23 protein-coding genes and 3 pseudogenes are annotated in these 26669 nt (G+C 59.6%); 17 read left to right on the forward strand and 9 right to left on the reverse strand.

Annotated features, from left to right (window positions below; translation table 11 throughout):
- Positions 1-4 precede the first annotated feature (4 nt).
- The 4 genes from D0B32_RS28400 to D0B32_RS28415 all read left to right on the forward strand — a co-directional run bounded on the left by D0B32_RS28400 (position 5) and on the right by D0B32_RS28415 (position 3224).
- The gene (locus D0B32_RS28400; protein ID WP_117337646.1) at positions 5-1156 is read left to right on the forward strand and encodes a glycosyltransferase family 9 protein; all 1152 of its coding nucleotides are present in this window, start codon (positions 5-7) and stop codon (positions 1154-1156) included.
- Positions 1157-1241: 85 nt separating this feature from the next.
- Positions 1242-2051 carry an alpha/beta fold hydrolase gene (locus D0B32_RS28405; protein ID WP_117337679.1) on the forward strand — a complete coding sequence of 270 codons (810 nt, stop codon included), beginning with the start codon at positions 1242-1244 and terminating at the stop codon, positions 2049-2051.
- Positions 2052-2957, forward strand: a complete 906-nt coding sequence (locus tag D0B32_RS28410) for an FkbM family methyltransferase (protein ID WP_220444971.1) — start codon at positions 2052-2054, stop codon at positions 2955-2957.
- Between the two features lie 81 nt (positions 2958-3038).
- Positions 3039-3224: a hypothetical protein gene (locus D0B32_RS28415; RefSeq protein ID WP_117337647.1), complete on the forward strand. Its 186-nt coding sequence runs from the start codon at positions 3039-3041 to the stop codon at positions 3222-3224.
- Positions 3225-3702: 478 nt separating this feature from the next.
- Here the strand turns inward: D0B32_RS28415 and D0B32_RS28420 are convergent, their stop codons facing one another.
- Complete coding sequence (locus D0B32_RS28420) at positions 3703-4041, reverse strand: type II toxin-antitoxin system RelE/ParE family toxin (protein ID WP_117337648.1); 339 nt, start codon at positions 4039-4041, stop codon at positions 3703-3705.
- A complete protein-coding gene (locus D0B32_RS28425; protein WP_117337649.1) occupies positions 4038-4271 on the reverse strand; it encodes a type II toxin-antitoxin system ParD family antitoxin in 234 nt (77 codons plus the stop codon). The genes D0B32_RS28420 and D0B32_RS28425 overlap by 4 nt, the downstream gene beginning before the upstream one ends.
- Before the next feature lie 672 nt (positions 4272-4943).
- On the opposite strand from D0B32_RS28425, the gene D0B32_RS28430 reads away from it, so the two are divergent.
- The 3 genes from D0B32_RS28430 to D0B32_RS28440 are packed head-to-tail and all read left to right on the forward strand — an operon-like array spanning position 4944 to position 7024.
- Positions 4944-5603: a hypothetical protein gene (locus tag D0B32_RS28430; RefSeq protein ID WP_117337650.1), complete on the forward strand. Its 660-nt coding sequence runs from the start codon at positions 4944-4946 to the stop codon at positions 5601-5603.
- An 11-nt stretch (positions 5604-5614) separates the two neighbouring features.
- The gene (locus D0B32_RS28435) at positions 5615-6298 is read left to right on the forward strand and encodes a hypothetical protein (protein WP_117337651.1); all 684 of its coding nucleotides are present in this window, start codon (positions 5615-5617) and stop codon (positions 6296-6298) included.
- A 12-nt stretch (positions 6299-6310) separates the two neighbouring features.
- Positions 6311-7024 carry an RES family NAD+ phosphorylase gene (locus tag D0B32_RS28440; RefSeq protein WP_181969938.1) on the forward strand — a complete coding sequence of 238 codons (714 nt, stop codon included), beginning with the start codon at positions 6311-6313 and terminating at the stop codon, positions 7022-7024.
- Positions 7025-7178: 154 nt separating this feature from the next.
- Here the strand turns inward: D0B32_RS28440 and D0B32_RS28445 are convergent, their stop codons facing one another.
- Positions 7179-7952: a hypothetical protein gene (locus D0B32_RS28445; protein WP_117337652.1), complete on the reverse strand. Its 774-nt coding sequence runs from the start codon at positions 7950-7952 to the stop codon at positions 7179-7181.
- Between the two features lie 417 nt (positions 7953-8369).
- Here D0B32_RS28445 and D0B32_RS28450 point away from each other — a divergent pair, with 417 nt between their 5' ends.
- The gene (locus D0B32_RS28450) at positions 8370-9455 is read left to right on the forward strand and encodes a hypothetical protein (RefSeq protein WP_147329582.1); all 1086 of its coding nucleotides are present in this window, start codon (positions 8370-8372) and stop codon (positions 9453-9455) included.
- Positions 9456-10329: 874 nt separating this feature from the next.
- Here D0B32_RS28450 and D0B32_RS28455 read toward each other — a convergent pair.
- Positions 10330-11352: an LLM class flavin-dependent oxidoreductase gene (locus D0B32_RS28455; protein ID WP_117337654.1), complete on the reverse strand. Its 1023-nt coding sequence runs from the start codon at positions 11350-11352 to the stop codon at positions 10330-10332.
- A 215-nt stretch (positions 11353-11567) separates the two neighbouring features.
- On the opposite strand from D0B32_RS28455, the pseudogene istA reads away from it, so the two are divergent.
- From istA to D0B32_RS28470, 3 genes and pseudogenes are all read left to right on the forward strand, one after another.
- Positions 11568-13046: pseudogene (gene istA, locus D0B32_RS28460) on the forward strand (IS21 family transposase).
- Positions 13039-13836 (forward strand): IS21-like element helper ATPase IstB, encoded by a 798-nt coding sequence (gene istB / locus D0B32_RS28465; protein ID WP_117337655.1) that lies wholly within the window; start codon positions 13039-13041, stop codon positions 13834-13836. The pseudogene istA and the gene istB overlap by 8 nt, the downstream one beginning before the upstream one ends.
- A 149-nt stretch (positions 13837-13985) precedes the next feature.
- Positions 13986-14756, forward strand: a complete 771-nt coding sequence (locus D0B32_RS28470; RefSeq protein WP_117337656.1) for a hypothetical protein — start codon at positions 13986-13988, stop codon at positions 14754-14756.
- A gap of 9 nt (positions 14757-14765) precedes the next feature.
- Here D0B32_RS28470 and D0B32_RS28475 read toward each other — a convergent pair whose 3' ends face one another.
- On the reverse strand, positions 14766-14978 hold the full coding sequence (locus D0B32_RS28475) for a hypothetical protein (protein ID WP_117337657.1): 213 nt from the start codon (positions 14976-14978) through the stop codon (positions 14766-14768).
- Between the two features lie 564 nt (positions 14979-15542).
- On the opposite strand from D0B32_RS28475, the pseudogene D0B32_RS28480 reads away from it, so the two are divergent.
- The 3 genes and pseudogenes from D0B32_RS28480 to D0B32_RS28490 all read left to right on the forward strand — a co-directional run.
- A pseudogene (locus D0B32_RS28480) lies at positions 15543-15644 on the forward strand (antitoxin Xre/MbcA/ParS toxin-binding domain-containing protein); the annotation flags it as partial.
- A pseudogene (locus tag D0B32_RS28485) lies at positions 15641-16111 on the forward strand (RES family NAD+ phosphorylase). The pseudogenes D0B32_RS28480 and D0B32_RS28485, both read left to right, overlap by 4 nt.
- Before the next feature lie 112 nt (positions 16112-16223).
- Positions 16224-16496, forward strand: coding sequence for a DUF1488 family protein (locus tag D0B32_RS28490; RefSeq protein ID WP_117337658.1), 273 nt, complete (start codon positions 16224-16226; stop codon positions 16494-16496).
- A gap of 301 nt (positions 16497-16797) precedes the next feature.
- Here D0B32_RS28490 and D0B32_RS28495 read toward each other — a convergent pair whose 3' ends face one another.
- Positions 16798-17271 (reverse strand): RES family NAD+ phosphorylase, encoded by a 474-nt coding sequence (locus D0B32_RS28495; RefSeq protein WP_117337659.1) that lies wholly within the window; start codon positions 17269-17271, stop codon positions 16798-16800.
- Positions 17268-17696, reverse strand: a complete 429-nt coding sequence (locus D0B32_RS28500) for an antitoxin Xre/MbcA/ParS toxin-binding domain-containing protein (protein WP_117337660.1) — start codon at positions 17694-17696, stop codon at positions 17268-17270. Before D0B32_RS28500 ends, D0B32_RS28495 begins: the two co-directional genes overlap by 4 nt.
- 490 nt (positions 17697-18186) lie before the next feature.
- On the opposite strand from D0B32_RS28500, the gene D0B32_RS32720 reads away from it, so the two are divergent.
- From D0B32_RS32720 to D0B32_RS28515, 3 genes are all read left to right on the forward strand, one after another.
- Positions 18187-18342: a hypothetical protein gene (locus tag D0B32_RS32720; protein ID WP_181969939.1), complete on the forward strand. Its 156-nt coding sequence runs from the start codon at positions 18187-18189 to the stop codon at positions 18340-18342.
- Positions 18343-18931: 589 nt separating this feature from the next.
- Positions 18932-19744, forward strand: coding sequence for a transporter (locus D0B32_RS28510; protein WP_259295195.1), 813 nt, complete (start codon positions 18932-18934; stop codon positions 19742-19744).
- Positions 19745-20213: 469 nt separating this feature from the next.
- Positions 20214-21695 carry a SulP family inorganic anion transporter gene (locus D0B32_RS28515; RefSeq protein ID WP_117337662.1) on the forward strand — a complete coding sequence of 494 codons (1482 nt, stop codon included), beginning with the start codon at positions 20214-20216 and terminating at the stop codon, positions 21693-21695.
- Positions 21696-22141: 446 nt separating this feature from the next.
- Here the strand turns inward: D0B32_RS28515 and D0B32_RS28520 are convergent, their stop codons facing one another.
- Both D0B32_RS28520 and D0B32_RS32390 read right to left on the reverse strand, forming a co-directional pair.
- A complete protein-coding gene (locus D0B32_RS28520; protein ID WP_117337663.1) occupies positions 22142-23842 on the reverse strand; it encodes a site-specific integrase in 1701 nt (566 codons plus the stop codon).
- A gap of 1065 nt (positions 23843-24907) precedes the next feature.
- The gene (locus tag D0B32_RS32390) at positions 24908-25105 is read right to left on the reverse strand and encodes a hypothetical protein (RefSeq protein WP_147329583.1); all 198 of its coding nucleotides are present in this window, start codon (positions 25103-25105) and stop codon (positions 24908-24910) included.
- Positions 25106-26669: the final 1564 nt, after the last annotated feature.

The raw sequence follows: 26669 nt of genomic DNA on the forward strand, positions 1-26669 counted from the left end.
TGCCATGACCGATCTGCGTGTAATCGATGGCGAGGCGCGGCAGTTGCTGGGCGCCGGCCGCTATGCAGAGGCTGAGGCGCTGCTTCGGCCGTGGCTCGCCTCAGGGACCGGGCCGCTCGTGCTCTGGAAACTGCTGGCGGCCGCCATCAAGCCGCAAGGGCGGATCGCGGAAACGCTGGCAATCCAGGAAATGCTGGTCAGGCATGCCCCCGGGGATTTCCCGGCGCGTTTCGACCTGTCTGAAACTTTGCTGCTGACGGGCCAGTTCGAGCGCGGCTGGCGCGAGTATCGCTACCGCTACAGTCTCGCGCACACTGCGGCGATCGAGCGCAAGGTTCAGCGCCCACGCTGGGACGGCCAGCCCATCGCTGGCAAGACGCTGCTTGTCCACGACGAGCAGGGCTACGGTGACACTTTCCAGTTCATGCGCCTGCTGCCGTGGGCGAAGGCGCGCAGCGGTGCGAAGGTAATCGTGGAAATCAACCATGAAACGCTGTCGCTGGCGCAGCGCGCGTCCGGTTTCGACCAGCTCGTGCCGCGCGGCACGCTCATGCCTGCTTTCGACCTGCACTGCGAGATGATGAGCCTGCCAATGGCAATGGGCTTGACGCTCGCGGATCTGCCCGGAGCGATCCCGTATCTGAGTGCCGATCTGCAGCGTCTCGAACACTGGCGGCAGCGTCTCGCCAATCTGCCGCGCCCGCTGGTTGCGCTCGTCTGGGCCGGGCGGCCGACGCATCCTAACGACGCCAACCGCTCATTGCGTCTCGCTGACCTCGCGCCGCTCGCACAGTCCGGTGTCACGTTTCTCTCAATCCAGAAGGGACCCGCGGCCGCCCAGGCCAGCGCGCCGCCCTCAGGTATGTCAGTACTGTCGTTAAGCGACGAGATCACCGATTTCGAGGACACGGCCGCGATCCTCTCTATCGCCGATCTGCTGATCTCGGTGGACTCTTCTCCCGTCCATCTCGCCGGAGCACTGGGACGGCCCGTGTGGGTCATGCTGCCGAAAATTCCCGACTGGCGCTGGTTGCTCGAGCGCACGGACACCCCGTGGTATCCGCATACGCGCCTGTTCCGGCAGGATACGCGGGCTGACTGGACTTCCGTCGTGTCGCGGATGGCGGTTGCGCTCGCGCAGTTCAAAGATGGATGAGGTCGCTCCCGGCATGCGCACGTTTTGCGCTCAGTCACTGTCCAGCGCGTTTCGCGTGACCGCCGCGCTCTTCGTGCTTGCCGTCATGGTTGCGCTTGCTGGATGCGCCACGCTCGATCGCGACGCGCATGCCGACGCCCTGGCCGAACCCGCCCACCTGCAACGCGTAACAGTCGACACCGGCGGCTTCATCCTGACAGCCTACGCGCGCATCTCGCAGCCCGACAGGCCATTGCGTGTGTATATCGAGGGCGATGGGCTTGCGTGGTTGTCGCGCACCATGCCCTCGCTCGATCCAACGCCCCGCGAAGCAACCGGTCTTGCCCTGGCAGCACGGGACCCGGCACCGAATGTCGTTTATCTGGCGCGGCCCTGCCAGTTCACGTCGATGGCGATGAATCCGCGTTGCGACAGGGCGTACTGGACCGGCAAACGTTTTGCGCCGGAGGTCATCGAATCGATGAACCGTGCTGTCAGTCATTTTGCGGCGCTCACACCAGGGCGGTCGATCGAACTGGTCGGATATTCAGGGGGCGGCGCCGTAGCCGTGCTCATCGCGGCGCGCCGTCCCGACGTCGTCTCGATCCGCACCGTGGCCGGTAACGTGGACGACGAATTCGTCAATCAGCTGCACGACGTTTCACCCATGCCGGGGTCGGAAAATCCGATTGACTTTGCGGAACAGGTTGCTGGCATTGCGCAGATTCATTTCAGCGGCGCCGAAGACAAGGTGGTCCCGCCTGCGGTTGCCCAGCGTTTCGTCAGGGCAACCGGCGCCCGGTGCGCGCGCGCCATTACCATTGCCGGCGTGTCGCACGACGGCGACTGGAGTCGGCGCTGGCCGGCGTTGCTGGATGTTGTGCCAACATGCGCGGCCAGGGTACGAGGAGAGTAGATGAAAGAACTTACCGGCACCGATGGGCTAACTGGCCCGAGCGCTGCCACGACTCCACCGCGCATCATTCCTGTCGCGCCTCCTTACGTTCTCGTCCAGGCTCGACACGGCTGGATACTTGCCAACCCCAACGATTTCTACCTGGGTCGGGCCGTCGTCGAATATGGAGAGTATGGTGAGATCGAGTCGCAGTTTCTCGGTCAACTGTTCATCCGGCCCGGTGCAATCGTGGAGGTGGGCGCCAATTCCGGGACTCACACGATTGCGCTTGCGACCCGGGCACGGCAAGAGCATCGCCCGGTGTTCGCATTCGAGCCGCAACCGTTTCTGTTCCAGAACCTGTGCGCCAATCTTGCGTTAAACGGTCTGACTCATGTGCGGGCGTGGCCCGCGGCGTGCGGCGCAAACGCGGGCACCTTGTATTTCGATGCGCCTGACTATCTGTCACAGGGCAATTTTGGCGGTGTCTCCATGACACCGACATCCGGGCAGAAGTCCATCGCGGTGTCTTGCGTACGACTTGATGATGCACTGGCGAATGAAACCATCGGTCTGCTTAAGGTCGACGTGGAAGGGGCCGAACTCGACGTACTGCAAGGTTGCCGCGAGATCCTGAAACGCTCGCAGCCGGTTCTGTATGTCGAGAACGACCGGGTAGGGCAGTCGCGTGCCCTGATCGAATGGCTGTGGAGCCAGGGTTACCGGCTCTGGTGGCACCTGCCGCCCCTGTTCAATCCGCGCAATCACTTCGGGTCGCAAGAGAATCTTTACGGGAACGCCGTGTCGTGCAACATGCTGTGCTTACCGCAGGGCATGAACATCACTGTCGAAGCGCTGACAGACATAACCGACGCCACCCTTCATCCTTTTGTACGACAGGCGTCGTTCGGCATCAGCCCGGTCTAGTGAATTGCTCAAACTATCGAGTTACCGTGCAGGAATCAGGATTTTCATGAGGGCGGGGCGCATCTTTCGCGGGATAGCCTGATGAAACGTACGCGCCACGTCGCAATTGCCCAGATTCCGCGCGACGAGACTTTCATCGTGAATGAGGTTGTCATGCAACGTGTAGTCGACACCTTGGTAACAGGCCCGACGGACCGATTAGCGCACTATTCGATGCGTCGTGGAAAACCGGGCGACGAGGCAATCGTACGTCTGCAAGTTGAGTGATTCTTGGGCCGGAGCGAGGCGATGCGCGCTATTGCAACGCGGGCGAATGTTCGTTTTCCCAGCGTTTGCAGACTCGCCGGTGCCCCTAAGCGAACGGCAGCTTCGTGTCGATCAGCGTCACTCGCTCCCCCAGAACACGCGCCGCGAATTGACATAAAATGCTTGACCGACGTTTAGTTCGCACTCCTATGCATATAAGACGAGCGTGTTGCGAATTGTGCAGCAGCCTGCTGCACAAATTCGGATTCGACGGTACCTCCAAGTTGCGCGGTGATGGTCTGCGCGCGAAGGAGAGGGCTGATCATAATGCAATCCGCATCAACTGCCTGTGGACGATGTTGTGGTCGATCTTCCAGTACAGCGCGATTAGTTTGTGAATTCGACACGGCTGGTTAGATGCAATGGCCGTGCACGCTGGAGCGCCAAAAGGGGGAGGTGCGTGAATGCTCCTCACGGACCTGATGTCGTGCAGAGGCCGTCAATGAGTCTCGCCGTCGTTGCTCTCCAGCCAGGTCGGAATATCAAGATTGCCGTTGAGCACGCGCCAAATTTCTACATGAGCCTCGCGCTCAATATAGAAGATCAGGTGTGGATAGCGATCCAGCGGCCACGACCGCAGATCTGGAATATCCAGCTCGTACGCGTAACGGGGAGACCCGATGTTCGGGTGCTTGGAGAGACGCTCATAAGCCTGCTCGATCTCCGCGATAAATCCGAGCGCGGCTTGCTCCGAGCCTTCGTCTACGAGGTAGTGCGTCACCCCGTCCTCCACGTCCTGCCTGGCCAGCGTTGTCGGTATGACGGGCTTAGCCCTCATTTGCGAGAACGTACGCGAGCGCGCAGCGATTCGAAGTAGTCGGCGGCAACAGGGTCGGCGAGGCCGGAAGTCGCGCCCTGCAGGATTATTGCGCGCAGACGCTTGCGATCTTGATCTTTTCGGATCAGTTCGCGGATGTACTCGCTACTCGTGCCGTAGCCGCCCTCGCCAACCTGTTCGTCGACGTAGACCTTCAGCGAATCCGGTAGGGAAATGTTCATAGTGGTCATGAAACCACTCTAACACGCTTTGGCAAATTTTGCCAAAATGATGCGGTGTATCAGGCGGCTGGCAGCGACTGCTATGACTCTCCGGCGCATAGACGATGAACGGTGGTTGGCGTCCGGTGACCAAACAGACGGATGCGGTCGTGCACGCGGCTTTCGACTGCACACCTCATCGCTTTAGGCGCGCCTTGATTTTACATAATTAAAGTTATCACCGGAAAATAAAATTTCGAGAAAATGTGTCTCCGAGCTTCAAGATAGGCCAATTGCTTTAGGTGTGCGCTGAAAATTTCTTTAGGGATGGATGTCGTCGAATTATCAAAAAACGAAGGGCCTCGTTAGTTAAGGCTATCCGACCCTTCGTTTCTGGATATCCACGAAAGAGGGCGGTTGCGCTATCTCGCCTGAGGCTCCTGTGCGTCCGTTCGGCCGCTGTACATGCAGTCGACTGTCTGCCAGGCGTACATCGGCGCGTCGCCTGCTCCACCCGTGTGTGCCGTCAGGATGGCAGAACGCGCGGCCTTGATCCTTTTCTGGCCACGCCCGCGAACCTGGTCTTGGCGTCGGGCTCAAGGCCCGGAACCGTGAGAAATATGCGACGGTTGATAATTTTGCGATACTTGCGAAAAATAAGAATTGTGCTATTGTGTCATGTAACTGATTGGAGAGCCCGCCATGAATACCGACTGGAACCTTGTGCTGATAGGTGACGATCTGAGATCGTCGCGAGCTTCGTCGGCTTCGACCGTCGTGGACGAGCCGTACGGCGTGAGATCGTCGTCGATTCAGGGCCACGAAATGTCGGAGGTCGAACGGCTCGTTCGTGAATGGGCTCCGGTCAGGCAAACCGTCATGCTCGATGAGCTGCGCGAGAACTTCGAGTCCTACGATCACAGTCTGACCGAAACGACCGATGACGTCGTCCCGGTGTTGTCCTTCGGGGAGCGTGTTTTCCTCGAAGAGTTGCAGCTTGATACGGTGTCGGGACTGGAACTCTGGCACCGCATTTTCGGCACGCGCGCGGCACGTGATCGCCGCTCCAGCCAAACCGAACTGACACTCGCGATCGAGCAGGTTGTGGGCCGTTCGAGCCGGCCGGAGATTTTTGCTTACGCAGACGACTTCCTGAGTGGCTTGTCGCTTGCGCTCTTCAGGGACTTCGCCCGCGATTCTCTCCGCGAAGTGCTCGACGACTGCAGGGGCGCTGTCAGGCGGCGTGCGGCGGCGCTGACAAAAGTACGTCGCCGCCTCATCCGTCCCGTAGCGGAAACGGGCAGCTCCGCCGCGATCGCCAGACGGATGAACCCGCTTGGTGCACCTCCGCAATTCGCCTGAAGGAGATTCACATGGCACAGGTTATTGACGAACGGAACAATACCGCTGGCATCAAGATTCGAGCGGTGTTGGAAGAAGGGAAATCTCTCAGTACGTCGCGGGCCGCGCGGGATGTCGCCGAGCTCTTCGCGTCCGACATTGAGGGGTCGCTCCGTGGACGGGTTGCCCCGGAACTGATGGACGAGGCGTTTCATGCGCTGGTCCGCAATGTTCTGGAACAACGCCTGACTACGATGCTGGTCATCGAGGCCGGAGGTCCTGGAGCGAATGCCGAATCGTTGCCTGTTGCCAATCTGAAGCCTTCGGAGGTGATCGAGCAAGGATTGGTGCAGCTTTCAATTGCGAGCCTGTACCGGTACGTGGACAGCAGCAGGTTCTATTGTGTGAAGCCGCCCGGACAGACCAACGGCCGGGCGTTTCCTGCATGGCAGTTTGTCCAGCCCGTTCCGGAATTGCTGCCACCTGTCCTCGAAAAGCTCCGAGGGGCCCTGACAACGGAGGTTCACGCTTTCCTTGTGACCGCACTCGATGAACTGAATGAGCTCGCGCCGGCGGAAATGCTGGCCGGCAAGCCGTTCACGGGTCGTGGCGAACTTCATGCGAGCCAGAAGCGCCTTTTGCAACTCGCCGCAACGGAACGTCAGCGACGGGTGCTCGAGACGATTCGGCGCACTGGGGAAAGCGTGGCCCACTGAGTGGCCACCATAATGCATCAACAACCAAATATTGAACCACCGGCCGGTATCGGCGAAATGCTGCCGTCGACCGGCCGGTTGATCGCCGGGCTGTCAAATGAACTTGTCGTCGTCGAAGGCGGCGCACCCCTTTATCGCGCCGCGTACTCAGCGCTCGGGATTGTCCCGGATCGCGTGACGCGCGCTTACCGTTTCGGGCCGCCGGGGGCACTGATCGCCCCGGACGGGGCAATGCCCTTCTGGTGGCTCTACTTGGCCTTCGACCCAGACACGACGGTCTGGGAGGCGCGGTTCTGCCAGAACGATCTGACCCGGCCGGGCACGTTTTATATCGATCAAGGCGCCGAGCGAGACGGTCTGATCGCGACACTCCGCTTTCCCCGGCCCCTGCGGCTGTGGAATCTCAACAGCGATGCATCGAGCAAGCTGGGAATAGCCGACATGCTGTCGAGCCCGGACCACGAGTGGTGCCAGTGGTTCGGCGTCCGACTGCACGACGCGATTGGATTGTGCGCCAACGCTTCACGGCCCGACGGGATTGTGTATCCGTCGAGGCGGCACCGCGGGCGCGCAGCGATCATTCTCTCATCGGCAGCGCTCGAGTCGATGAGGGCGGAGGTGCGGCAGGAGCACATGCGGTTTGTCGACCATGACGCGTATGGTCGTCTCGCCGGCGACCCGTTGCTCGTTTTGCCGCCTCTTGCGAGCGATGTTCCGCCTCGGTAGCGCACGATGGCCACGCGCGGATGGCGTCCGACCGTGCTAAGCCTGGTGCGCACGTCGGTGCCAGCCCCGCCGTAGGCCGAGTGCACTCGATGGCCGCCCCGCCAGCTACGGTACAGGGCGAAGTGCTGCCGGGTGAGCCGGCGCTCAGCGGCCTTCATGCCGGATCTCCGGGCTGGCCTGTAATCGCCGGGCTGGCGGCTGGCGGCGTCATGGTCGCAAGCATGTGCTCCATGAACGGCGGCAGCACGCGGCACAAGCCGATCCGCTCATTCATCTCGACGCGATACACCTCCAGTTTCGCAGGATCGAAATGACCACCGATATAGACCATGCCCACTTCTTCCAGCGCCACCCGGCTCGCTATCGTGACGGTGCCGCAATGGCTGAATGGGTTGTAGTGATCCTTGGAACGGTGCAGGCGAGCGACTGCGTCGCCGCTCACGCCGAGTGTTCGGGCATTCCATTCCAGTTGCCGGAGCGCAAGATGCCCCTGAGCGAGGCTGTCGCCGTTGTCCAGCCGCTCCCAGTAGTGCACCCTGACGGCGGCTTTGGTCTTCGTTTTCTCCCGGACAATCAGCGGGTTGTCGGTCGAACACAGAAAGGCCATCGCAATCCCCTCCACCACCTGCCGCATCAGGTTGCCCGCCGCTGGCAGCTTGCCACCGAGCAGCAGTTTCGTGGCCACCAGGATGTCGTCGAGCACCCCGAACACGAACGCCGCCGCGAGCGCCGTGCGTACGGAGCCCGTCCGGTTTGCCGCCTCATTGAGCGCAGGCATCAGACGGAAGCATGCCGCGAGGCTTTCGCACAGTTCGAGAAGCTCCTGAGCCAGGTGCTCGGCGAACCGGTCCTTGACCCAGCGATCATCACTGAACAGTTCAAGCATGAGCGCGTCAGGCTTCGTCGGGTCGATTTTCGGCTGTGGCATCAGCGTCACTCCGGGTGTAAAAGCGCCGAGTCAGGCTTGCCCGCAACCGTTGCCGGGCGGCGCTTCCCGCGCAGCCTAGCGGCATGCGCCGGAACTGGCGAGCAAAATCATTACTCTGGATAACCGGAGTAAACGGATGTGCTGGTTGGCCCCCGCGCTGCGAGCAGCAGAAATTGCGCAGGTTCCTTAGCAACACCGGCTGTTCTTTCCTATGTTGGTTCACGGAAGCGTATTTGCCCCGAGCGGCAAGCCATTCCGCACATGGCACCAGTTGCCCATGGACGACAGGTGGCGCTTCCACTCAAGCGGGGCTTCAAGCCTTGACCAACGATCCTGAGAGAGGAGTACCAGCCCGTGAACGTCACCCTTCGAGCATTTACGCGGTGCCAGCCGCCTGCCACCCCAGGCTTGCCCACAATGGCGCCGCTGATGAGGCGCGTCCTTCAGGCGACAGCCCTGTGCCTCGCCGCCGTGTCGCTGCCAGTCGTCGCACAAGACGACACGTGCGTGGGACTCATCGGTCTTTCCAGGGTCACCAGTCAAACGGTCGCGGATCGGAGCGACTTGGAATCGGCCGCCCGGCAATTCTGCAGCGACTACAGTCATCACAAGGGTGACAGCTCGGGATTCAATTTCGGTGCGAGTTACGGACTGCTTTCCGCTTCCTTGGGGTCGTCGAGCACCTCGGTGGACGATGTGGCGAGCCACTACTGCGATGCCAGTAACAACGAGTCGGCCAAATCCGACGCGTATCGCCAGTATGTGGAGTCGATCGCGCCCGGTGCCTATGACGCGTACAAGACATGCGCCGATTCCCAGAACGACATCGAATTCAAGGCGCAAGGCAGTACCACCACCGAAATGACTCTCTCGTACCTGTATCGGGCCAACCATACGGACGCAGGATGGGGGAGCCTAACCTACGCCACCTCGCACGATGTCAGCTGCCACTGGAATCAATCGAAGACGGCCGTTCAGAGAATCCCGAACGGAGGGGCCGGGCTGTTGTCCTGCCGCCGCCCCTCTCCGGGTGCAACCTCCTTCGTCACGGTGATCCGGACGGACGGCGCCGGTTCGCTGAATATCCCGTGGCCGGCATATGACGAAAACAACATCCCGATCGACAACCTCCGGCAAATCACGCAGTCCCTGCAGTCGCTCCAGGCCTCCGTTGCCTTCAACCAGTTACCCATCGGCACCATCCTGCCCTACTACAGCAAGGCGCTGGTTCCGGCCGGTTGGGTTCTTTGCGATGGTAGCCATCCGGACAAGTGCCCGGACCTGACAGGGCTCTTCCTGCGCGGGGTGCGGAAAGCGGATGACCTTTCCCCGCAGCCGGCCGGTAGCGACTCGGCCAGCGTTTACATTGGCGGAGCGGATAACAAACGTGGCGACGGGAATGGGTTTATGCATGGCAACACCGACTTCAGCTGGACGGAAACCATCAAGACCGTGCCACGATACATGTCGGTGCTCTACATCATGAAAGTGGCCAACCTGTAGACTTCCCAGTCCGGGAAACGCTCATGGGAGCCCCCGCACCGGTGCGCGTCGGGCACTGTCCTATCCCTCTGAACGTGACAGCCCGCGCGGGGCAGTGCGCGGGCCGTCAGCATTCTGACCCACGGCACCGCTGACGCCCTGCGCGACGTTCCCGTTTCGAGAGCATCAGGAGATCGCGCGGGATGTGAGTTTGCAGAAGACTGCTCCCGGCCCTGACTGACTCCGGTTGAGCGCGGGCAAAGTTGCAGACCAGCGTCAACCGTCCCCCGCAGGAATCGGTTCTGCAGAATCCCGGGCGTGCTCGTGTTCGAGCCTGGCCACCTTTCCTTGCCAGTGCCGTGGGCGGGAACAGCGTGCCGCATACATTCGTATGCTCTCGCCTTCCAGGCCACAAGACGATGCTGCCAGACTCAATTCGCCTACGAGAAGCGGAACTAGTGGATGACTGTGGTGGTTATCAAAGCGCAGAGCGCGCATCAGATGATCGTGCGAGGCGCGGAACCTCTATCCACAAGGGAGAATCGAGCGTGAGAAAGGTGGTTAGCGTAGTGACGCTCGACCAGATTCGAGATTTGATTGTTCGCCCGGATTGTTGGAGCTTGTCAACGCGCATTTTTCTCGCACAGCAACTTGCGACTGCAGATCTCGTGATAGCCATGTCGACTCGATGGCATTCAAGATCAGGCAAGAATTGAGGGAAATTAGTACATCCGCTCTGACGACAAAAATGAAGCTTGTGAGGCAGCTTAAGTCGCGAAGTCTTCCGACCAGACACTGCAATCGACCGTGAAGGAGCTCTACCAACAGCGTATTGATTGCAAAAGTCCCGCGTATGCAACATCCTCGCGGCTCTCTGTGCGATTCCAATCTCCGTCTATCGCCAGCCAAGCCCCGGCGCGACATGAGTCAAAATCGATTCGATCACATGCGCACAATACTCCACGCCCAATTGATTCGGCACCGCCAGAAGTAAAGTATCAGCCTCGGCGATTGCTTCGTCCGCGGCAAGTTGCGCCACTAACACATCGGGCTCAGCCGCGTAATTGCGCCCGAAGATGGTCCGGATACTATCTTCGAGCATGCCGACTGTATCCGCGCTCTGCCTGTCACGCCCGAAGTACAACCGGTCGCGGTCGTTCACCAACGCGAAAATACTCCGGCTCACCGACACTCGCGGTTCCCGCGTGTGCCCGGCCTCTTTCCATGCCTGCCGATACGCCCGAATCTGCTCCGCCTGCTGGACGTGAAGCGGACGCCCGGACTCATCGTTCTTGAGGGTTGAACACTGAAGATTCATTCCCATCCCCGCCGCCCAGATCGCAGTCGCATCGGAGCCTGAACCCCACCAGATCCGGTCGCGAAGGCCTTCGGAGTGAGGTTCGACGCGAAGCAGCCCGGGTGGGTTCGGAAACATCGGGCGTGGATTCGGTTGTGCGAAGCCCTCACCGCGAAGCACCTCGTAAAACACTTCGGTATGGCGTCGTGCCAGATCAACGTGACTCTCGCCTTCGCCCGGTGCATAACCAAAATAACGCCAGCCATCAATAACCTGTTCCCCGGAGCCTCGACTGATGCCAAGCTGCAACCGTCCACCCGCGATCAAATCTGCTGCACCGGCATCCTCCGCCATGTATAGCGGGTTTTCATATCGCATATCGATGACGCCAGTTCCTATTTCGATCCTGCGGGTTTTAGCGCCGACAGCAGCAAGAAGCGGGAACGGCGATGCGAGTTGTCGCGCAAAATGATGAACGCGAAAAAATGCACCATCGGCACCGAGCTCCTCTGCAGCAACTGCGAGTTCGATCGATTGCAGAAGGACGTCAGATGCCGATCGGCTCTCCGAATATGGGGAAGTAGCCCAATGGCCGAATGATAGAAAACCGATTTTCTTCACTTAATACACCTCATGTGCAGGTATAGATGCGAGTTCCCGACACGGCCATTCGCGCGAGTTAGGGGCTCCAACGCTGTTGATGTCCACGCAGAATTGACCCACCTGAGCCAGTAATTTTCATCGAATTTTGACCCACGTGATTGAATGCCCTGCTCAATCTTTGAGCGGGGGCTACAGGGGTGATCACGGTGGGCATATTGGCCAAGATCAGGCGGATGTATTTCCGCGAGAAGGTCCCGCTGCGCGAGATTGCGCGGCGCACGGGCCTATCCCGAAACACGGTACGCACGTGGCTGCGGCAGGCTGACGCCACGGAGCCAAAGTATCCGAAGCGCACCAGTCCCAGTGTCATCGACGACTGGGCCGCGCAGCTTACCGGCTGGCTCCGGGCGGACAGTCACCGGCCGAAACGCGACCGGCGCACGGCACGGTTCATGTTCGAGGCGATTCGCTAACAGGGCTACGCCGGCGGCTACGGCCGTGTTAGCGCGTTCGTGAGGCGCTGGCACGAGGAACAGGCCGACGCACCGCGCAAGAAGGCCTACGTGCCGCTCGCCTTCGAGCCCGGCGAGGCATTCCAGTTCGACTGGAGCTGCGAGTACGCCTTCATCGGTGGCCTGCGCCGCCGTCTGGAAGTCGCCCACGTCAAACTGAACGCCAGTCGCGCCTTCTGGGTGATCGCGTATCCCACGCAAAGTCACGAGATGCTGTTCGATGCGCACGCTCGCGCATTTGCCGCGTTCGGCGGTGTGCCGCGTCGTGGCATTTACGACAACATGAAGTCCGCTGTGGACAAGGTTGGGCGTGGCAAGGAGCGCTCGGTCAACGCGCGTTTCGAGGCGATGTGCGGCCACTATCTGTTCGAACCGGAGTTCTGCAACCGGGCTGCCGGCTGGGAGAAAGGCATCGTCGAGAAGAACGTTCAGGACCGGCGGCGGCAGATCTGGCACGAAGCGGCACTACGGCGCTGGGAGACGCTGGAGGTCCTGAACGAATGGGTTGCAGGGCAGTGCCGCCAGGCCTGGCAGATGCGTCATCCACAGTGGCCGGAACTGACGGTCGAGGACGTGCTACAGGACGAGCGCACGAAGCTGATGCCCAATCCGCGTCCGTTTGATGGCTACGTCGAGCAGACCCTGCGCGTGTCATCCACCAGCCTCATCCACTTCCAGCGCAACCGCTACAGCGTGCCCACCGAGTACACGAACCAGCTCGTGAGCGTGTGCTGCTATCCCGCGTTTCTCAGCGTCGTCGCCGACGCCCATGAGATTGCCCGTCACGAACGCAGCTTCGAGCGGCACATGACCTATTACGACTGGCGCCATTACATCACGCTGGTCGAGCGCAAACCGGGTGCACTGCGCAACGGGGCTCCGTTCGCGACGATGCCACAGCCGCTGCAGACGCTCCAGCGCCATCTCCTCAAACACCCCGGCGGGGACCGCGTCATGACGCAGGTGCTGGCCGCCGTGCCGGAGCACGGGCTTGATGCCGTACTGCTTGCCGTGCAGGCCGCGCTGGATTCGGGCCGTCCAAGTGTTGATCACGTGCTCAACGTCCTGAGCCGGCTCAAGGGGCCAGTCGCAAACCACAACGTTGCCGCAACGAAGCTTCAGCTCGTTGAGGAGCCTGCCGCTGATGTGGATCGCTACGATAGCCTGCGCACCAACCCACCGGAGGATCGCCATGTCTAACGACGTCATCGCCCAACTCAAGGGGCTCAAGCTGCACGGCATGGCCAGCAGCTGGCCTGAACTTCTGGCTCAGTCTCGCCACACCGAGTTCGAACCGGAGCGCTTCATGAAACAGCTTCTGCAGGCGGAAACGGCTGAGCGGCAGGTGCGCTCGATCGCTTACCAGATGACTGCCGCACGATTCCCGGCCCACCGCGACCTGAAGGGCTTCGACTTCTCGGCAGCACGCGTCGATGAAGCGCTGATCCGTGAGCTGAACGAACTGGCGTTTCTCGCGAGCGCACACAACGTGGTGTTCATCGGTGGACCCGGCACAGGCAAGACACATCTGGCCACGGCGATTGGAATTGAAGCGGTGCAACGGCAGGGGAAGCGTGTGCGGTACTTCTCAACGGTCGAACTGACCAACGCGCTGGAACTCGAGAAGACAGCGGGCAAACAAGGCCAGATTGCACACAAGCTGATGTACGTTGATCTGGTGATTCTCGATGAACTGGGCTACCTGCCATTCAGCCAGACTGGCGGGGCGCTCCTGTTCCATCTGCTCTCGAAGCTGTACGAGCACACGAGCGTGGCAATCACCACGAACCTGAGCTTCGGAGAATGGGCCAATGTGTTTGGAGATGCAAAGATGACAACGGCGCTTCTGGACCGCGTAACCCATCACTGCCACATCGTCGAAACGGGCAACGAATCGTGGCGCTTCAGGACCAGTTCTGCCAAAGCAAAGGCAACGAGAAAGAGAGCTTCAAAGACAACCGACGGCGAAGAGTTATCCACATCGGAATAGATGCACTACGCTGTCTAGGGGTGGGTCAAATTTAGATGAAAACAGTGGGTCAGTATTCGGTGGAAATCAACAACTAGAGTATTCCGGTGGCTTTGGGGTTTGATGAGAGAAGATATTGCAATCAAACAACTTGTCATCGGGAGATGGCGATGTCGAACTCGGAAAATCCGGAAAAAGCTGAAAAGCATTGGAGCCATCATCCTCTCCTAGGCATCCTTGTTGGCTTCATATTGACTGGTATTTTCGGTGCCATCATCGCTGCAGGCATAACGTATTACTCCAATGAACTAGCCGCAGATCGCGAACATTTGACCGCCCGGATCGCAACACGTCTATCCGGTATTCTGGCCGCTAGCCATAGTCTGTACCTGTACGTGGGATACGCGAGCCGACTTTATGAAGAGTCGGTAGACGGTGTGCCCAGAGAGGTGCTGATGCAAACTGAAAAACTGTATGTAGAGGCGCTGGCCGAAGCCACAGCTGCGATTCCATCTACCGTCTACGTCACGTCATATGACGACGGAAAGGATCGCTCGGCTAATCCAATTCGCAATGCATACGAAGATGAAATCAACAAGGTTGTCTATGATGGCGTCGGACCGTTACTCCAATCAGTTGATCACTGTGTTATGAGTGCATACCTCACGCGGTTGGCACATCCCTCGGTAGCGATAGAGGAGAAGTGTCCGGCTTTTTCAGACCAGCAATACGGAGACACCCCGCGAGCAATGAAGGACCGCATTGATCTCTACCAAAATTGTGTCGATGCATTCACAGAGATTTTGTTGGCGATCGGTGCAGATCCAGAAGAGCGCGCTTGGGGGGATAACTCCGCCCTGAAACGACTCGCGGCCGACATCCATTCTGACGCGGGTGAATGTCAGCCGCTGAAATTGCCTGCTCCGCAGAAGCAAAAGTAATCTACGCTTTCAACCCGCTTCGCGAAGGTCGCCTCCGGTGCGAGACCATCCGCGCAAGGGCAGACGGTTCGCGTCGCTTGCGACGCCCCCAACCCAGTGGCTCAAGTGCATGCTCATGAACATGCTGGCGAGGCCGCCCAGCATTACCGTGATCCACAAACTTTTGCGCACGGCCAGCAGATAAGCGGGATCAAGGTTCTTGCGCGGGTAGCGGGTGAGCATGATCGCCAGGACTGCGCAGGCGCCGACGAGTGCACCAGCGCCATCCAGCCGAGCGACAGCAAGTACGTGGGGAGAGAGAGCTGGAACTTTAACGGTTTGTCGTATGCATTGATGCCGTTAAAAGTCCGCGGGTCCACCTAGGAGAGCAGGCATGTGGGTACCGTTGCGCTCAGCAGGCCCACTCCAGCCCAGAAGAGCAGAGGGCTGTCACGCCTGAACTTTACAGAGATATAAACGCAACTAACGGTCAACGCGCTCGTTGTCACCCACTCGCCGCTACGCGGCGGCAATCCTGCTTCCAGTGGAAGGGCGGCGGCTAACATGAGCACGGGATAGCGGTCCGCGTTCGACAGTGCGACTACGCGCCGATTGTCTCCGTTGCGAGCGCCCTGCGGTCGATGCGGGTACGGTCATGCATCCGTCGCAAGACCGTCGGAATTATTTCGCAGTGTGCTCAGGAGTCTCGGAATCCGGTGCCAGCAGGAGTTGTTGGTCCCTTCGCGCCTGCTTCACGAATGGGTCCGTCACTTCGTAGCGGCCATGGTCCTTGCGCACAGCCAACTGCGCTTTGGCGGAAAATCGGCGCTCGATATGGCCATTACCGAGCATGGTACGCGGCTTGTCGAGGAAGCCTTGGTCCAGATAGACGAAGGGTATTTCGCCTGATGGTGCTTTGGAGAACAAGCAATTATGCCGATCTGAAAGGTATAGGTGGACTGCGCGCGCAGGGGCGATGGCATTATGCGGGACAACCCATCGTTTATCTTGCCGAGCACCCCGCACTGGCCCTCCTTGAGATGCTCGTCCACATGGAGATTGCCGGCATAGACCAGCTGCCTGACAGATATCAGTTGCTGCGGGTCGAGATAGCAGATGACGTTCCAGTGGCTGAGATCGCGGCCGCCGATCTCCCGGAGCAATGGCGATAAAATCTGGACTGGTCACGCGCAGCCGGCACCGAGTGGCTGCAGACAGAAACGAGCGCTGTATTGAAGGTGCCGAGCGCGGTTGTTCCGTTTGCTCACAACTTCCTGTTCAACCCGGCTCATCCGTCCGCCGACGCGGTGCAGATTGTTGACGCACTCCACGTCAGGCACGACGATCGGGTTCTCAAGCTTCTGACTCGCCGGTGACTCTCCGTTCTGTTGCCCGGCGGGACGGCGCTGGTTTTTCGAGTTCTGGAAGATTTGTCGTTGCGTGGCGCAGTACCCATAAAGTCCGTGAATGAGATCCTCGAGGCGGGTTATGGAAGTTCTTGATCGCATGGCCACCGTCTCGCCGGACGGACGCGCCGTCGTTTTCACCGTGACAATCCGCGACCGCGACGTCGAGTGCACGATTGCGCGTGATGCACTCGAAGAATATTTCTGGCTACCGCATGACGCCGATACGACCCGCGTACTCAGGACGTTTGAGAACGGTCGCAAGCGAATCGCAGCGGTCGCGCAAAGGAAATCACTGGTACACCCAGGCCAGCCGGTGCGTCTCTCAGGTAGCGATTTCGCCACGAAGCGTTAGGTGTTGCCGGATGGCGCCCGCGGGCGGTCAGGGTGCAAGGGCGCGGTCTGCATAGACCTGCCTGCCTGATGGTAAAAGCACGATCGTTCGAAACGGTGATAAATTATGTTATGTCAAATCAAGTTGGCGATTGACAAAAACTGACAGCCCTGTCGCTTTGGCAAACTGACAAGCAGAATATAAAACGGCGCTGCGCTGGCCATTGCTAGCGGCGAGTGCGAACTAAACTACAAGCCACGTCTTGCTCATCTCACTCGAGGAGCAAAGCGTCGAGGCGAGGCTCGCCGACCCCCATCATGATCTAGGAGTGTCCGACCGATGGCATCACAAAGAGCCGTTCGTCCCACACCACGGGTTGCGGCTCGGTCACAACAATCCGCGTCGCGTCGGGGTGTGCGGGATTGACCAGCACGTTGAACTCTGCACGGACGACGACGGAAGGTACGATCAGGAGCGCGGTACGCGACTCGGTCAGCCAGGCGTCGCCGAACTCCCTTGCCGCCTGCATCGCTGGCACATCCCATCCCTCCGGCAACGATTCGTCCGAATGGCGTTCGACGCGAATCTCGTCGGGGACTGCTGCCTCGACCCATCCGTGTGTCTTCGGTACCTTGCCGATGCGCGCATGAACAAGGACCTCGAGCATCGCGCCGGCGAAGGTCGACGCGGCGTAGATGACCGGTCGACCCGGGCTATTGAAGCGCCCACCCACCAGCATCGCGCCGGTGCCACTCCAGACCGTGTGTCGAGTGTCGGCGATTCGAAACAACTTCACGCCGGCAACCCATAAAATAGTTTCCACAGCAGCTCTTCGACCCGGCGCGCGCCGAGCTCGGTCAGCGCAACATCGAGCGGCGCCCGCCCTTCGAGTTCCGGGTGCGGCGTCGACAGGAATTCCCGCGCGTCCTCGTTGTCGTTCCAGACGTAGGCCGTCGTTGCGACGATCCTGGCCAGCCGCTCAGTCTTTTCCGATTCGTCTCGCGTCAGCCGATCGCGACGCCGCTTATAGGTCGCTTCGGGGATGATGCGGGCAAGTAGCGCACGCCGGGCGTCGGCACCCTGCGTCGCATGTTCGACGCCCGCGCGCAGCGCGGACTTGGGCAGGCCGTCGCGGACAAGTGCCTCGAGTTCCGCGAGTGTGCGCGGGATCTGCTGCAGTTCCATGACCGCGGCCACTGCTTCAGGCGTAATCAGTGACATGCGACTCCCGACTAAAGTATCAATTGATACCTAATGATATCGCAATCGATACCATCCGCAACCCCATCTCCAATTTGTCGGGCTCCAGCGGGGAGACTGTCGAGGCGACCGCCTCGACATCGTCCGTGCCTGCGAGAATCGCTCACATAGCATGACTGTGATTACGGCCTACAACAAGCTTTCATACGCAAAACGCTCAAGGAATTAGGCATCCGCTGGCGACAGCAAGTCGCAGTAGGCATGCGGAAAAACTATTTATTGCATTGCACAAGCCGATGTGATCGGTAGATTCGTTGCGACAGTAGCCTCATATTGCACTGCACAAGGGTCGTGTTATACTGCACTGCACAAACCCTGTCCGGTCGGCAAATGCGATCTGACGACCGCGTCCGGTGCTGCTGGAATGCGGACAGACATGCCGCTGAAGGTGAGTCAACACGCCTGTCAGCTTCGCCCAGTTTGTGCCTACACCATCAAAATTGAGGTCCCTGTGAAATACTTTACCCGCATCGCCGCATCTGGAGCACTCCTGGTCGTCGCTCTCGGTATCGTCACCTTCGCCCAGATCAAGTTCGCGCCGCAATCCGCAGACAACAACCCGGTCGCACAGATCTTCCTGAACGTCGAGTCGCAACTGAACGGCTGAGCGACTCCACCGTTGTATGTAGCCCGCGCCCCGCAGGCAAAGAAAGACCCGCCAAGCTCGAAAGAGAACTGGCGGGTTTGATCTACTGATTTCGGATCCACACACAAGGTGGTGGCGACAGAGTTGACGCCTGCTCAGGCTCCTCCAGCGACCAGTCAGACTCGCTGTCCACGGCATCCAACACCTTGGGCAGGTCATTCCCCCCAAAATAATCGTGCGGTGACGAAAAAGAAGTGATTCGCTTCGCGAACGCCTGATCTGTCGCTTTGGATTAATCATAGGAAGAAAGAGCTTGGGGTGCCATTACGTCGGCGAATCAGCGCGGGATGCGTGGCGCTTGCGAGAGGTTCGGCCAGACGGGAAACACAGACACCCCTGTAAGCGACTGGCAAGTTGCACGTTCGGGCAATGCGATTGCCCCGACTACCTATGGATTAACCGCCGCACCTGTGCGAAAAAACATCGGGCACCCCGCTCACGGGACACGGCCCGCGGTTTTGAAAGGAGATATCGCGACCGTACGCGCTGAAGGGTTCGCTATCGCTGAGTGCGCGCAGTTATCGATCAGCCAGGAGCGGAGTGCGTTGCCATGGTATTCAAGTACAGGATCTCAGCCACGTTGTCCGTCCTTGCGATGGCGTTTGCTGCGCCGATCGTCGCGCTCGCACAGAGCGACGAAGACCTCGCGAAACAGTTGAGCAATCCCGTAGCGGCGCTGATCAGCGTGCCATTTCAGTTCAACTACGATTCGAACATTGGAGCGACGCGCGGCGGTGACAAGTACTACCTGAATTTTCAACCGGTGATTCCGTTTCACCTGAACGATGAATGGAATCTGATCTCGCGCACCATCGTGCCAGTCGCCTCGCAGAGCGGCGTTGCGCCTGGCGTTGGGTCGCAAACCGGCCTCGGCGACATCGTGCAAAGTTTCTTTTTCTCGCCGCAAAAGCCGACTGCAAACGGCTTGATCTGGGGTGTTGGCCCGGTGCTTTTGTTGCCGACCGATACCGACCGCCTGCTCGGTGCGGAGAAGTGGGGCGCCGGGCCCACTGCGGTCCTGCTGTGGCAAAGCAGTGGCTGGACCTACGGCCTGCTCGCGAATCACATCTGGTCGTACGCGGGCAACCGCGACCGGCCCGGCGTAAGCTCGACCTTCCTTCAGCCGTTTCTCAACTACACGACGAAAGACGCGTGGACGTTCGGGTTGAACACCGAATCAACCTATGACTGGAACCAGCATCAGTGGTCCACACCGATCAACGCGACTGTGACCAAGCTCGTGAAAATCGGCACGCAACCGCTGAGCATCGGCGGCGGTGTGCGTTATTGGGCAGCCAGCCCGGACTCAGGCCCGCACGGCTGGGGCGCGCGCTTGATTGTCACCTTGCTCTTCCCGCATTGATTGAATTCGGAAACAAGCCTTGGTTCTCGCATTTACGGAGCATTTTGTCCGCTATCAGGCTGAAAGCGGTCCTTCCAGGGAACGATTGTGACCGTCCCTTATGGGTCATAAGCAGTCGGTCAGGGCAAGCGTGAGGATCGCGGCGTCATGACCCGCAACCAATGGTTGCTGGACAGTGATTAGCCTTCGGATGTAGCATGTTGCGTCGCGGCAAACCTGCCGCCATCTCCTTTCTCCTCGATACCTATGTAACGGTCCGCGAACCCTCATCGATCAAACAGCCTGACCGACAGAGGTTCGCGGACCGTCGGCGTCGCACTGCGCATCGCCAGTGCCGATGACGCCTGCACCATTAGATTCGGCTTTTACTCGCCGTCAGGCGGGGGCGAGCCGTTCGTAATCGATCCCCTCCAGCGAATACCTCGCGGTCGGCCTGTGTTTGCATTTACGTTTTTCTACAGGCCCTCCAATGAAAAAACGAACCTTCAAAGAAGAGTGGTTTTCCAATGCTCGCGCAGATGTGCTGGCAGGCATCGTTGTCGCCCTTGCACTCATTCCCGAGGCGTTGGCCTTCTCGATCATCGCTGGCGTTAACCCGAAGGTTGGCCTCTACGCTGCGTTCAGCATCGCGGTAGTCTCCGCGATAGCAGGCGGCCGCCCTGCCATGATTTCCGCTGCGACGGGCGCAGTGGCGCTTGTCATCGTTTCGCTCGTCAAAAATCATGGCGTTGAATACGTGCTCGCGGCGGGCATTCTTGCGGGTGTATTGCAGATCGGCGCTGGTCTCCTAAGACTTGGTGGGCTGATGCGTTTCGTGTCCAGGTCGGTCATCACCGGCTTCGTCAATGCACTGGCAATCCTCATCTTTTTGGCTCAGTTGCCTCAGCTGCAAGGCGTTCCGCCCTACGTTTACCTGATGGTCGCCGGAGGTCTCGGAATCATCTACCTGCTGCCTCGCTTGACCAAAGCCGTTCCTTCACCGTTGGTATGCATCATCGTCCTAACCGGTATCTCGATGGCGATGAATCTGAAGTTGCGCACGGTCGGCGACATGGGCTCATTCCCCAACGAGTTGCCGATTCCAGCGTGGCCCAAGGTGCCGCTTTCATTCGAAACGCTGAAAATCATCTTTCCGTATTCCCTCGCCGTTGCCGTTGTCGGCCTGCTGGAGTCACTGATGACCGCAGCCATCGTTGATGACTACACCGACACGCCAAGCGATAAAAACCGCGAATGCCGCGGGCAAGGTATCGCCAATATTGCGGCAGGCATCCTCGGCGGCATGCCAGGATGCGCCATGATCGGCCAAACGGTGATCAATGTGAAATCGGGAGGAAGGGGACGGCTCTCGACATTTGTCGCCGGCGCTTTCCTTCTTGTACTGGTGGTTTTTCTGGGGCCTTGGGTCAAGCAGATTCCGATGGCAGCGCTGGTCGCAGTAATGATCATGGTATCTATCAGCACGTTTAGCTGGCGCTCGATCCGCAACCTTCGTTCACATCCAAAGAGCTCGTCGGTCGTCATGATTGCAACAGTATTGGTGGTCGTTGCAACTGGCAACCTCGCAATAGGCGTGCTCGTTGGCGTTCTGCTGAGCGCGCTTTTCTTCACGGCGAAGGTTCGTCGGGTTATGGTGGTTGAGTCATCACTGGACGAGCAGTTGGACGTGCGCCGATACATTGTGCGTGGGCAGGTCTTCTTCGCCTCCTCCGAGGCGCTGGTTTCGGAGTTCGATTTCCATGAACGCGTGCGGTCGATACAGATCGATCTGTCCCACGCGCATTTTTGGGACATCACCGCAATCGACGCGCTTGATCGCATCGTGAATAAATTTAGGCGAAACGGTGTCGCTGTCGATCTGCATGGCGTAACGAGGGCGAGCGCGACAATGATAGAAAAATACGCAACGCATGATAAAGAGTCCGCGACTCACTACGAACCGTCGCATTAAGACGCTTGCGCAGGTAAAGCGCAGCGCAGCAATGGTGACAGTCGAAAGCGGCGCTTACCACCGCCCTTGCCATTCGGGGAGACCATTCCGAGGGCTTTCGACTGACCGCTACGCGGCATAGCAGATGACCGTTGTGGGTTGCAATTACTCATTCACTCGACTGCCTCGCAGTGGCCTACATTCCAACGTAAGGAATGGTCGACGCTGCGACGCACGTCATCATCTGCGATCGACCGGCCATCGATGGTGCGCAGCGATCGCGGAAGACAGTCGGTTGACAGCGCTTCGTGCAGAAGCCTGCCGCCAAATAGTTAGAGGGTTTTCGTTTGCCTCGGAAAATCCGCTCCAGTTGCAGTACGAGGATTTTTGACCGGATCTGCTCAATCGAAAAACCTGCAGTCGCCAGAGCAGGCATTTCACTCCGCGCTCATCGCCGTCATTCGTGATCATTTGCTCCGAAACGCCCCTGCGATCTGCTGCGCCCGCTTGGTATCATCGCCATGCAGATAGATCGAGGTCGTCGAAATCGAGGCATGACGTAGGTTGTCGCGCACAACGGTCAGTTCGGCACCGTTTGCGAGTGCGTGCGTAGCGTGCGTGTGTCGCATCCAGTGAGGACTGGCCATCCGCAGCTTTTGTGCAACCACCGGATTGTCGGCTTCGACGATATCGGCGGCCTTGGTAAAAAATCGCCGCAACACCCCCCAGAGCCGCACACTGGTGATACTCACTACCCCGTCCTCGCCAAGGCTCGCGATCAGTGGCATGTCCGGGCGCCAGCGGTTGCGTGTCACGGGCAACTGGCGCTCGAGAAGGTAGCGATCGAGCGCTGCGCGGGCGAGTGGCGGCAAGGCGACCCTGGCCGCCTTACGCCCTTTTCCGACGACCTTCAGCCATTGATCTCCATGCGCGTCGGTCTCGATATCGCCGAGTGTCGCGGCAACCAGTTCGCCTGCGCGCAGGCCGGTCGCATAGCCGAAGTCCAGAACAAAGCGCAGTCGCTGTGCTGCCTCCATGCTCCACCCGTATGACCATTCGAGACCATCCGCGATCGCCCGGATGAGCATCCACTCTCCTTCAGTGAATGCACGCGATGTGTCGAGGGCATTCGTGGAAGCGCTGCCCCGGACCTTCACACCGGCAAACGGATTCGCAAGCAGATATCGCTGCTCGATCAGCCACCGAAACAGTGCCCCAAGCACGGACAGCGAATAGGCGGCGGAGCGCGCCGACAAGCTGCCAGAAAACGGACGCCAGTCGGCTGCGGTACGCGGTCGCGCCGGTCCTACCCAACGCTCGCGTGGTGTGGGGCGGCGCAGGAATGCGCGATAGGCGACGGCGTCCTCGGTGGTCAAAGACGACAGCGCACGCCCCCTTTCAACAATTGCCCACAGGATGAGCCGCTCGGCCTCCTTGCGGTACGCGCGCTGAGTCGCGGTCGACTCGTGCAGCGAAAGCCACGCGTGAACGGCCTGGTAGTCGTCGTTTGCATCGAGCGTGCAGGTGGCGCGCGGCGCCCGGTAGGTGCCGGCGGAACCGTCGACTTCATGCGGCAACCGCAGTTGCTCCCACGGCACGACGCTGCTGGCCGGCGAGAGGGCGATGAGCACCCTCGCCCGCTCGGTCAGCGCCGGATGCGCAGTAAAAAACGCCTCAATCTTTCTAGCACTGGCGGCGCCGAGCCCGGGAACCGCTTTCCACCACTGGCGTCGCCGCGGAATCCGCACGGTCAGGTCCGCCAGCGTCGCCATCCCATGGGCGCGCAGGATCCCGACAGTACGAGTGGATAGCCAGAGCCCGATGTCGTCGCTGATCTGCGGAGTCGGCACTCGTGCATGCCGCAGCACTTCGATTGCGTCAGCGACCGTTTTTGCCTCCCGTAAACGCTCACCGTCAGGGTGTTGGAAAGCAGCGGCGAGGTCCGGGCGGCCCACCTGCCTCGCCACCCTGGCGAGCCGCCGGCGCATGCTGCCGAGCACACCGCGCGCCGATTGCCCTGCCCCGATGCGCTGCGGCAGGTAGCGTTCCACCGCCTTGCGCACCGGCATGCCCGCATACCAGGCGCGCAGCATGGCGAGCTCGTCAGCGTCAGGAAAGTCGACGGGAACAGGATCGGGCGAAGGTGCTGCGGTCAGGCGCGTTTTCATGGGCGCCAGTTTGGCACAACAATCATGCTATTGTGATAAGAAGAGTTATCTTAACGGCACGGTATCGAATACATATCAATCATGGGCGCGCCGTATCGCCGAACTGTTGAGCCGTAGTGCATCGGCGCCAGATAGCGTGCGGGCGATATCTGCACCTTCTTTTCTTGGATCCAGGCGGACTCGCACGCAAAGCAAGACTCTCATGATGTGGCCCGTGATCTGAGGAGCGCCACGTTCGCTGAAGTCGTCCGCCTGCGTGCAATTGGTGTCGTGCAGATCGCGGCCACGAACAATCTCAACTGACTGGATGAGCAGATCGGGCGCTATCGAGTCGTAATGCCGGTTACCATCAGCTTTACGCTACTTGCATGCTTCTGCGTGGCGGGGAGTACGCTGCGTCGAGCCGAAAGTGGTGCATCGCAAACTGCTCAGCCAGCACTCCATAATCGGCGTCAATTACATCGGTGATATAGGCGAGCATCGACGTCTCTTACAACAGCGTCCGGAACAGCTTACATGCCTTTTCCTCGTCAAGGCTCGCGAGGATGGGGCGCGTTCCAAGCCCTTGGCGTTATCGTCAGCTGTCTCACGTTGAGACAAATTCGAAGAACCAACGCTTTGATTTTAAAGAGAAAATGCGAGCGCCGAGACCGCAACTCGTACCGTTTGATGCGCAGTCGGCGCTCCGGAATGCGCCTAAACGGAGATCAATATCGACACGAAAGCAAACCCAGGGCGCTGAACTTTCACGAGAGTCGGCGTGGTGCAGGACCTGCACGAGCAGGGATATTTCTGCGTCGAATTCGCGTCGATCGCTAAACGTCTGGAGCCCCCAGCTCTAACTGTTGACTGCCCAACTGCGGCGCAGCAGTCCGGCCGCACGCCGAGGAGCCGGATCGTGACATCAAGCAATCAAGACCCGGTAGAAAGACTCGCAGGGGTCTTTTAATCTCCACAGGCGCGGTCAAAGCCGCCTTTGCCTTTTCTACCGATTTCTTCTCTGCCCGTGCCATTACGCCCACGTAAGCTCCAGTTTCTGCAAGCGACTGTGTCCATGATCCTCGCTCAACTGCGCACTGCCTTAGGCATCTGGTCGACGGTTCCTTCAAGAGTGCCGGTCAGCAGGCCCTTCAGAATCATCCCGTCTTCAAAAAAATTGCGCGCGCGGTCCCCGCGAACAGTAACATTGGCAAGCATTTTTTGTAATGCCGATCTTGCGCAGGCAATAGTAGTAACGTTCGATGTTTGGCTTGAGCGTCGCATGCTTTCTGACCTTCGACAATGCGCGGAACGGGCCGTCGCTGGCTTAAGCACTGAGGCTTCTTCGGAATCCACACCCAGATCACTGCCAAGCGCCATCATTGCCTCGCGAACTTCGGGTTCGTCAAATGCTGTCGAGTTATACGTATGGGCGTCAGTTCGTCAATCTCGTGCATCAGGTTCGCGATCGAGGCGTTCAAAACTCCGTGGTCAAAGAGGAGCGACGAGATTTCAGGCACCCGGATTCCCCGGCTGTTCTGATCCGGTATCGCGACCGGCGGTCACCGCCGCAACCATGTGCTGTCATCCATCAGCTCTCCGTCCCCATCACGCCGTCGGGAGGTGATTGGTACGCGCTGTCCTGCGCACCCGGAACCTGATAGTCCGGCATTCCACATCGTGAAGCTTGGCCACATTGTCTTAAAAAAGTGCGTGTTCCGAGTTGCGATGCTGCCCAGCTCACAACTCAGCCCCGGCCTTACGGTTCGGAGTTACCTGGCAATGAAGCCAGGCGCCGGCCCTTCAACGGAGAGGCCACACCGTCGCGCTTCCATCTTCACGAAGAAGACGGTTAAGAGATAGCGCGCATATCTCGAGGGAATTGACTCTCCCGCCCGCGTAGGGGGGGCGAAGCCCACCACGAACCTCAACGCTGGCGCGATGGGTCGATGGCTCGTCCGCAGCGGACGACTAGGCTTCCATTTTGGGGGGTGGCGGGTCGGGTTTCGGCTGCACGTCTTTCGACGTTCTGCACCCGAATGTCGCCAGCTCGGCCGCACTGGTCAAGGGTTTCGCCTTGCCTCTGTCCCGAACTTTCGCCTAAACGCCTTAGTTTAAAAAACGCCGCAGGGGCGTTTGAGTGCAAAAAACTTCATGTGGGCGAAACAATCGCCTCAACATCCTGGGGTGTCCATGCGAGCGCGGGACGGAAAACTGCCGCATCGGCGGCGCGTTGAAATCTCAATGCAGAACCGGAAGGCATCATTACGCGCTAAGCGGGTAACGAGCATTGGTGTGAGTAGAGCATAGCTGTCGTGTATTCGCAAGAGCATCGGCGCACATCGCGGACCGGTGCTCGCTCATCGTCAAGCGTTAAACGCTGTGATGCACTACCTCCTTTGTTTTGCAATCCTAAAAACGCGCTCGATCTGCTGGTTCTGCGCACCTTCGAATATGGTTCGCCTTGCGCCTGACCGATGCCCGCCTAGCGCCTGAACCTCGCCAAACTTGTGCCTTATCGATGCCCGCATGGCGCTGGCCGCATGCCCCGACTCACCTGAATGACGCCCTACTCTTGCCCGATACGCGCTTGGCTCGTGCCTGAGTAGTGCCTGGCTCGTGCCTGAGCAGTGCCTGGCTCGTGCCTGAGCACTGCCTGGCTCGTGCCTGGCTCGTGCCTGAGCAGTGCCTGGCTCGTGCCTGAGCAGTGCCTGGCTCGTGCCTGAGCAGTGCCTGGCTCGTGCCTGAGCAATGCCTGGCTCGTGCCTGAGCAGTGCCTGGCTCGTGCCTGAGCAGTGCCTCGCTCGTGCCTGAGTAGTGCCTGAGTAGTGCCTGAGTAGTGCCTGAG

It is taken from the genome of Paraburkholderia sp. DHOC27 (assembly GCF_003429005.1).
Taxonomy (GTDB): Bacteria; Pseudomonadota; Gammaproteobacteria; order Burkholderiales; family Burkholderiaceae; genus Paraburkholderia.

Coding starts and splice junctions, on each gene's coding strand:
- D0B32_RS28420 (WP_117337648.1), bottom strand. CDS start 4,041: ATGAGGGCTAAGCCCGTCATACCGACAACGCTGGCCAGGCAGGACGTG.
- D0B32_RS28450 (WP_147329582.1), top strand. CDS start 8,370: ATGGCGCCGCTGATGAGGCGCGTCCTTCAGGCGACAGCCCTGTGCCTC.
- D0B32_RS28475 (WP_117337657.1), bottom strand. CDS start 14,978: ATGCTCACCCGCTACCCGCGCAAGAACCTTGATCCCGCTTATCTGCTG.
- D0B32_RS28400 (WP_117337646.1), top strand. CDS start 5: ATGACCGATCTGCGTGTAATCGATGGCGAGGCGCGGCAGTTGCTGGGC.
- D0B32_RS28510 (WP_259295195.1), top strand. CDS start 18,932: ATGGTATTCAAGTACAGGATCTCAGCCACGTTGTCCGTCCTTGCGATG.
- istB (WP_117337655.1), top strand. CDS start 13,039: ATGTCTAACGACGTCATCGCCCAACTCAAGGGGCTCAAGCTGCACGGC.
- D0B32_RS28425 (WP_117337649.1), bottom strand. CDS start 4,271: ATGACCACTATGAACATTTCCCTACCGGATTCGCTGAAGGTCTACGTC.
- D0B32_RS28405 (WP_117337679.1), top strand. CDS start 1,242: ATGGTTGCGCTTGCTGGATGCGCCACGCTCGATCGCGACGCGCATGCC.
- D0B32_RS28445 (WP_117337652.1), bottom strand. CDS start 7,952: ATGCCACAGCCGAAAATCGACCCGACGAAGCCTGACGCGCTCATGCTT.
- D0B32_RS28500 (WP_117337660.1), bottom strand. CDS start 17,696: ATGTCACTGATTACGCCTGAAGCAGTGGCCGCGGTCATGGAACTGCAG.
- D0B32_RS28440 (WP_181969938.1), top strand. CDS start 6,311: ATGCATCAACAACCAAATATTGAACCACCGGCCGGTATCGGCGAAATG.
- D0B32_RS28520 (WP_117337663.1), bottom strand. CDS start 23,842: ATGAAAACGCGCCTGACCGCAGCACCTTCGCCCGATCCTGTTCCCGTC.
- D0B32_RS28435 (WP_117337651.1), top strand. CDS start 5,615: ATGGCACAGGTTATTGACGAACGGAACAATACCGCTGGCATCAAGATT.
- D0B32_RS28490 (WP_117337658.1), top strand. CDS start 16,224: ATGGAAGTTCTTGATCGCATGGCCACCGTCTCGCCGGACGGACGCGCC.
- D0B32_RS32390 (WP_147329583.1), bottom strand. CDS start 25,105: ATGCGACGCTCAAGCCAAACATCGAACGTTACTACTATTGCCTGCGCA.
- D0B32_RS28410 (WP_220444971.1), top strand. CDS start 2,052: ATGAAAGAACTTACCGGCACCGATGGGCTAACTGGCCCGAGCGCTGCC.
- D0B32_RS28430 (WP_117337650.1), top strand. CDS start 4,944: ATGAATACCGACTGGAACCTTGTGCTGATAGGTGACGATCTGAGATCG.
- D0B32_RS28470 (WP_117337656.1), top strand. CDS start 13,986: ATGTCGAACTCGGAAAATCCGGAAAAAGCTGAAAAGCATTGGAGCCAT.
- D0B32_RS28415 (WP_117337647.1), top strand. CDS start 3,039: ATGAAACGTACGCGCCACGTCGCAATTGCCCAGATTCCGCGCGACGAG.
- D0B32_RS28515 (WP_117337662.1), top strand. CDS start 20,214: ATGAAAAAACGAACCTTCAAAGAAGAGTGGTTTTCCAATGCTCGCGCA.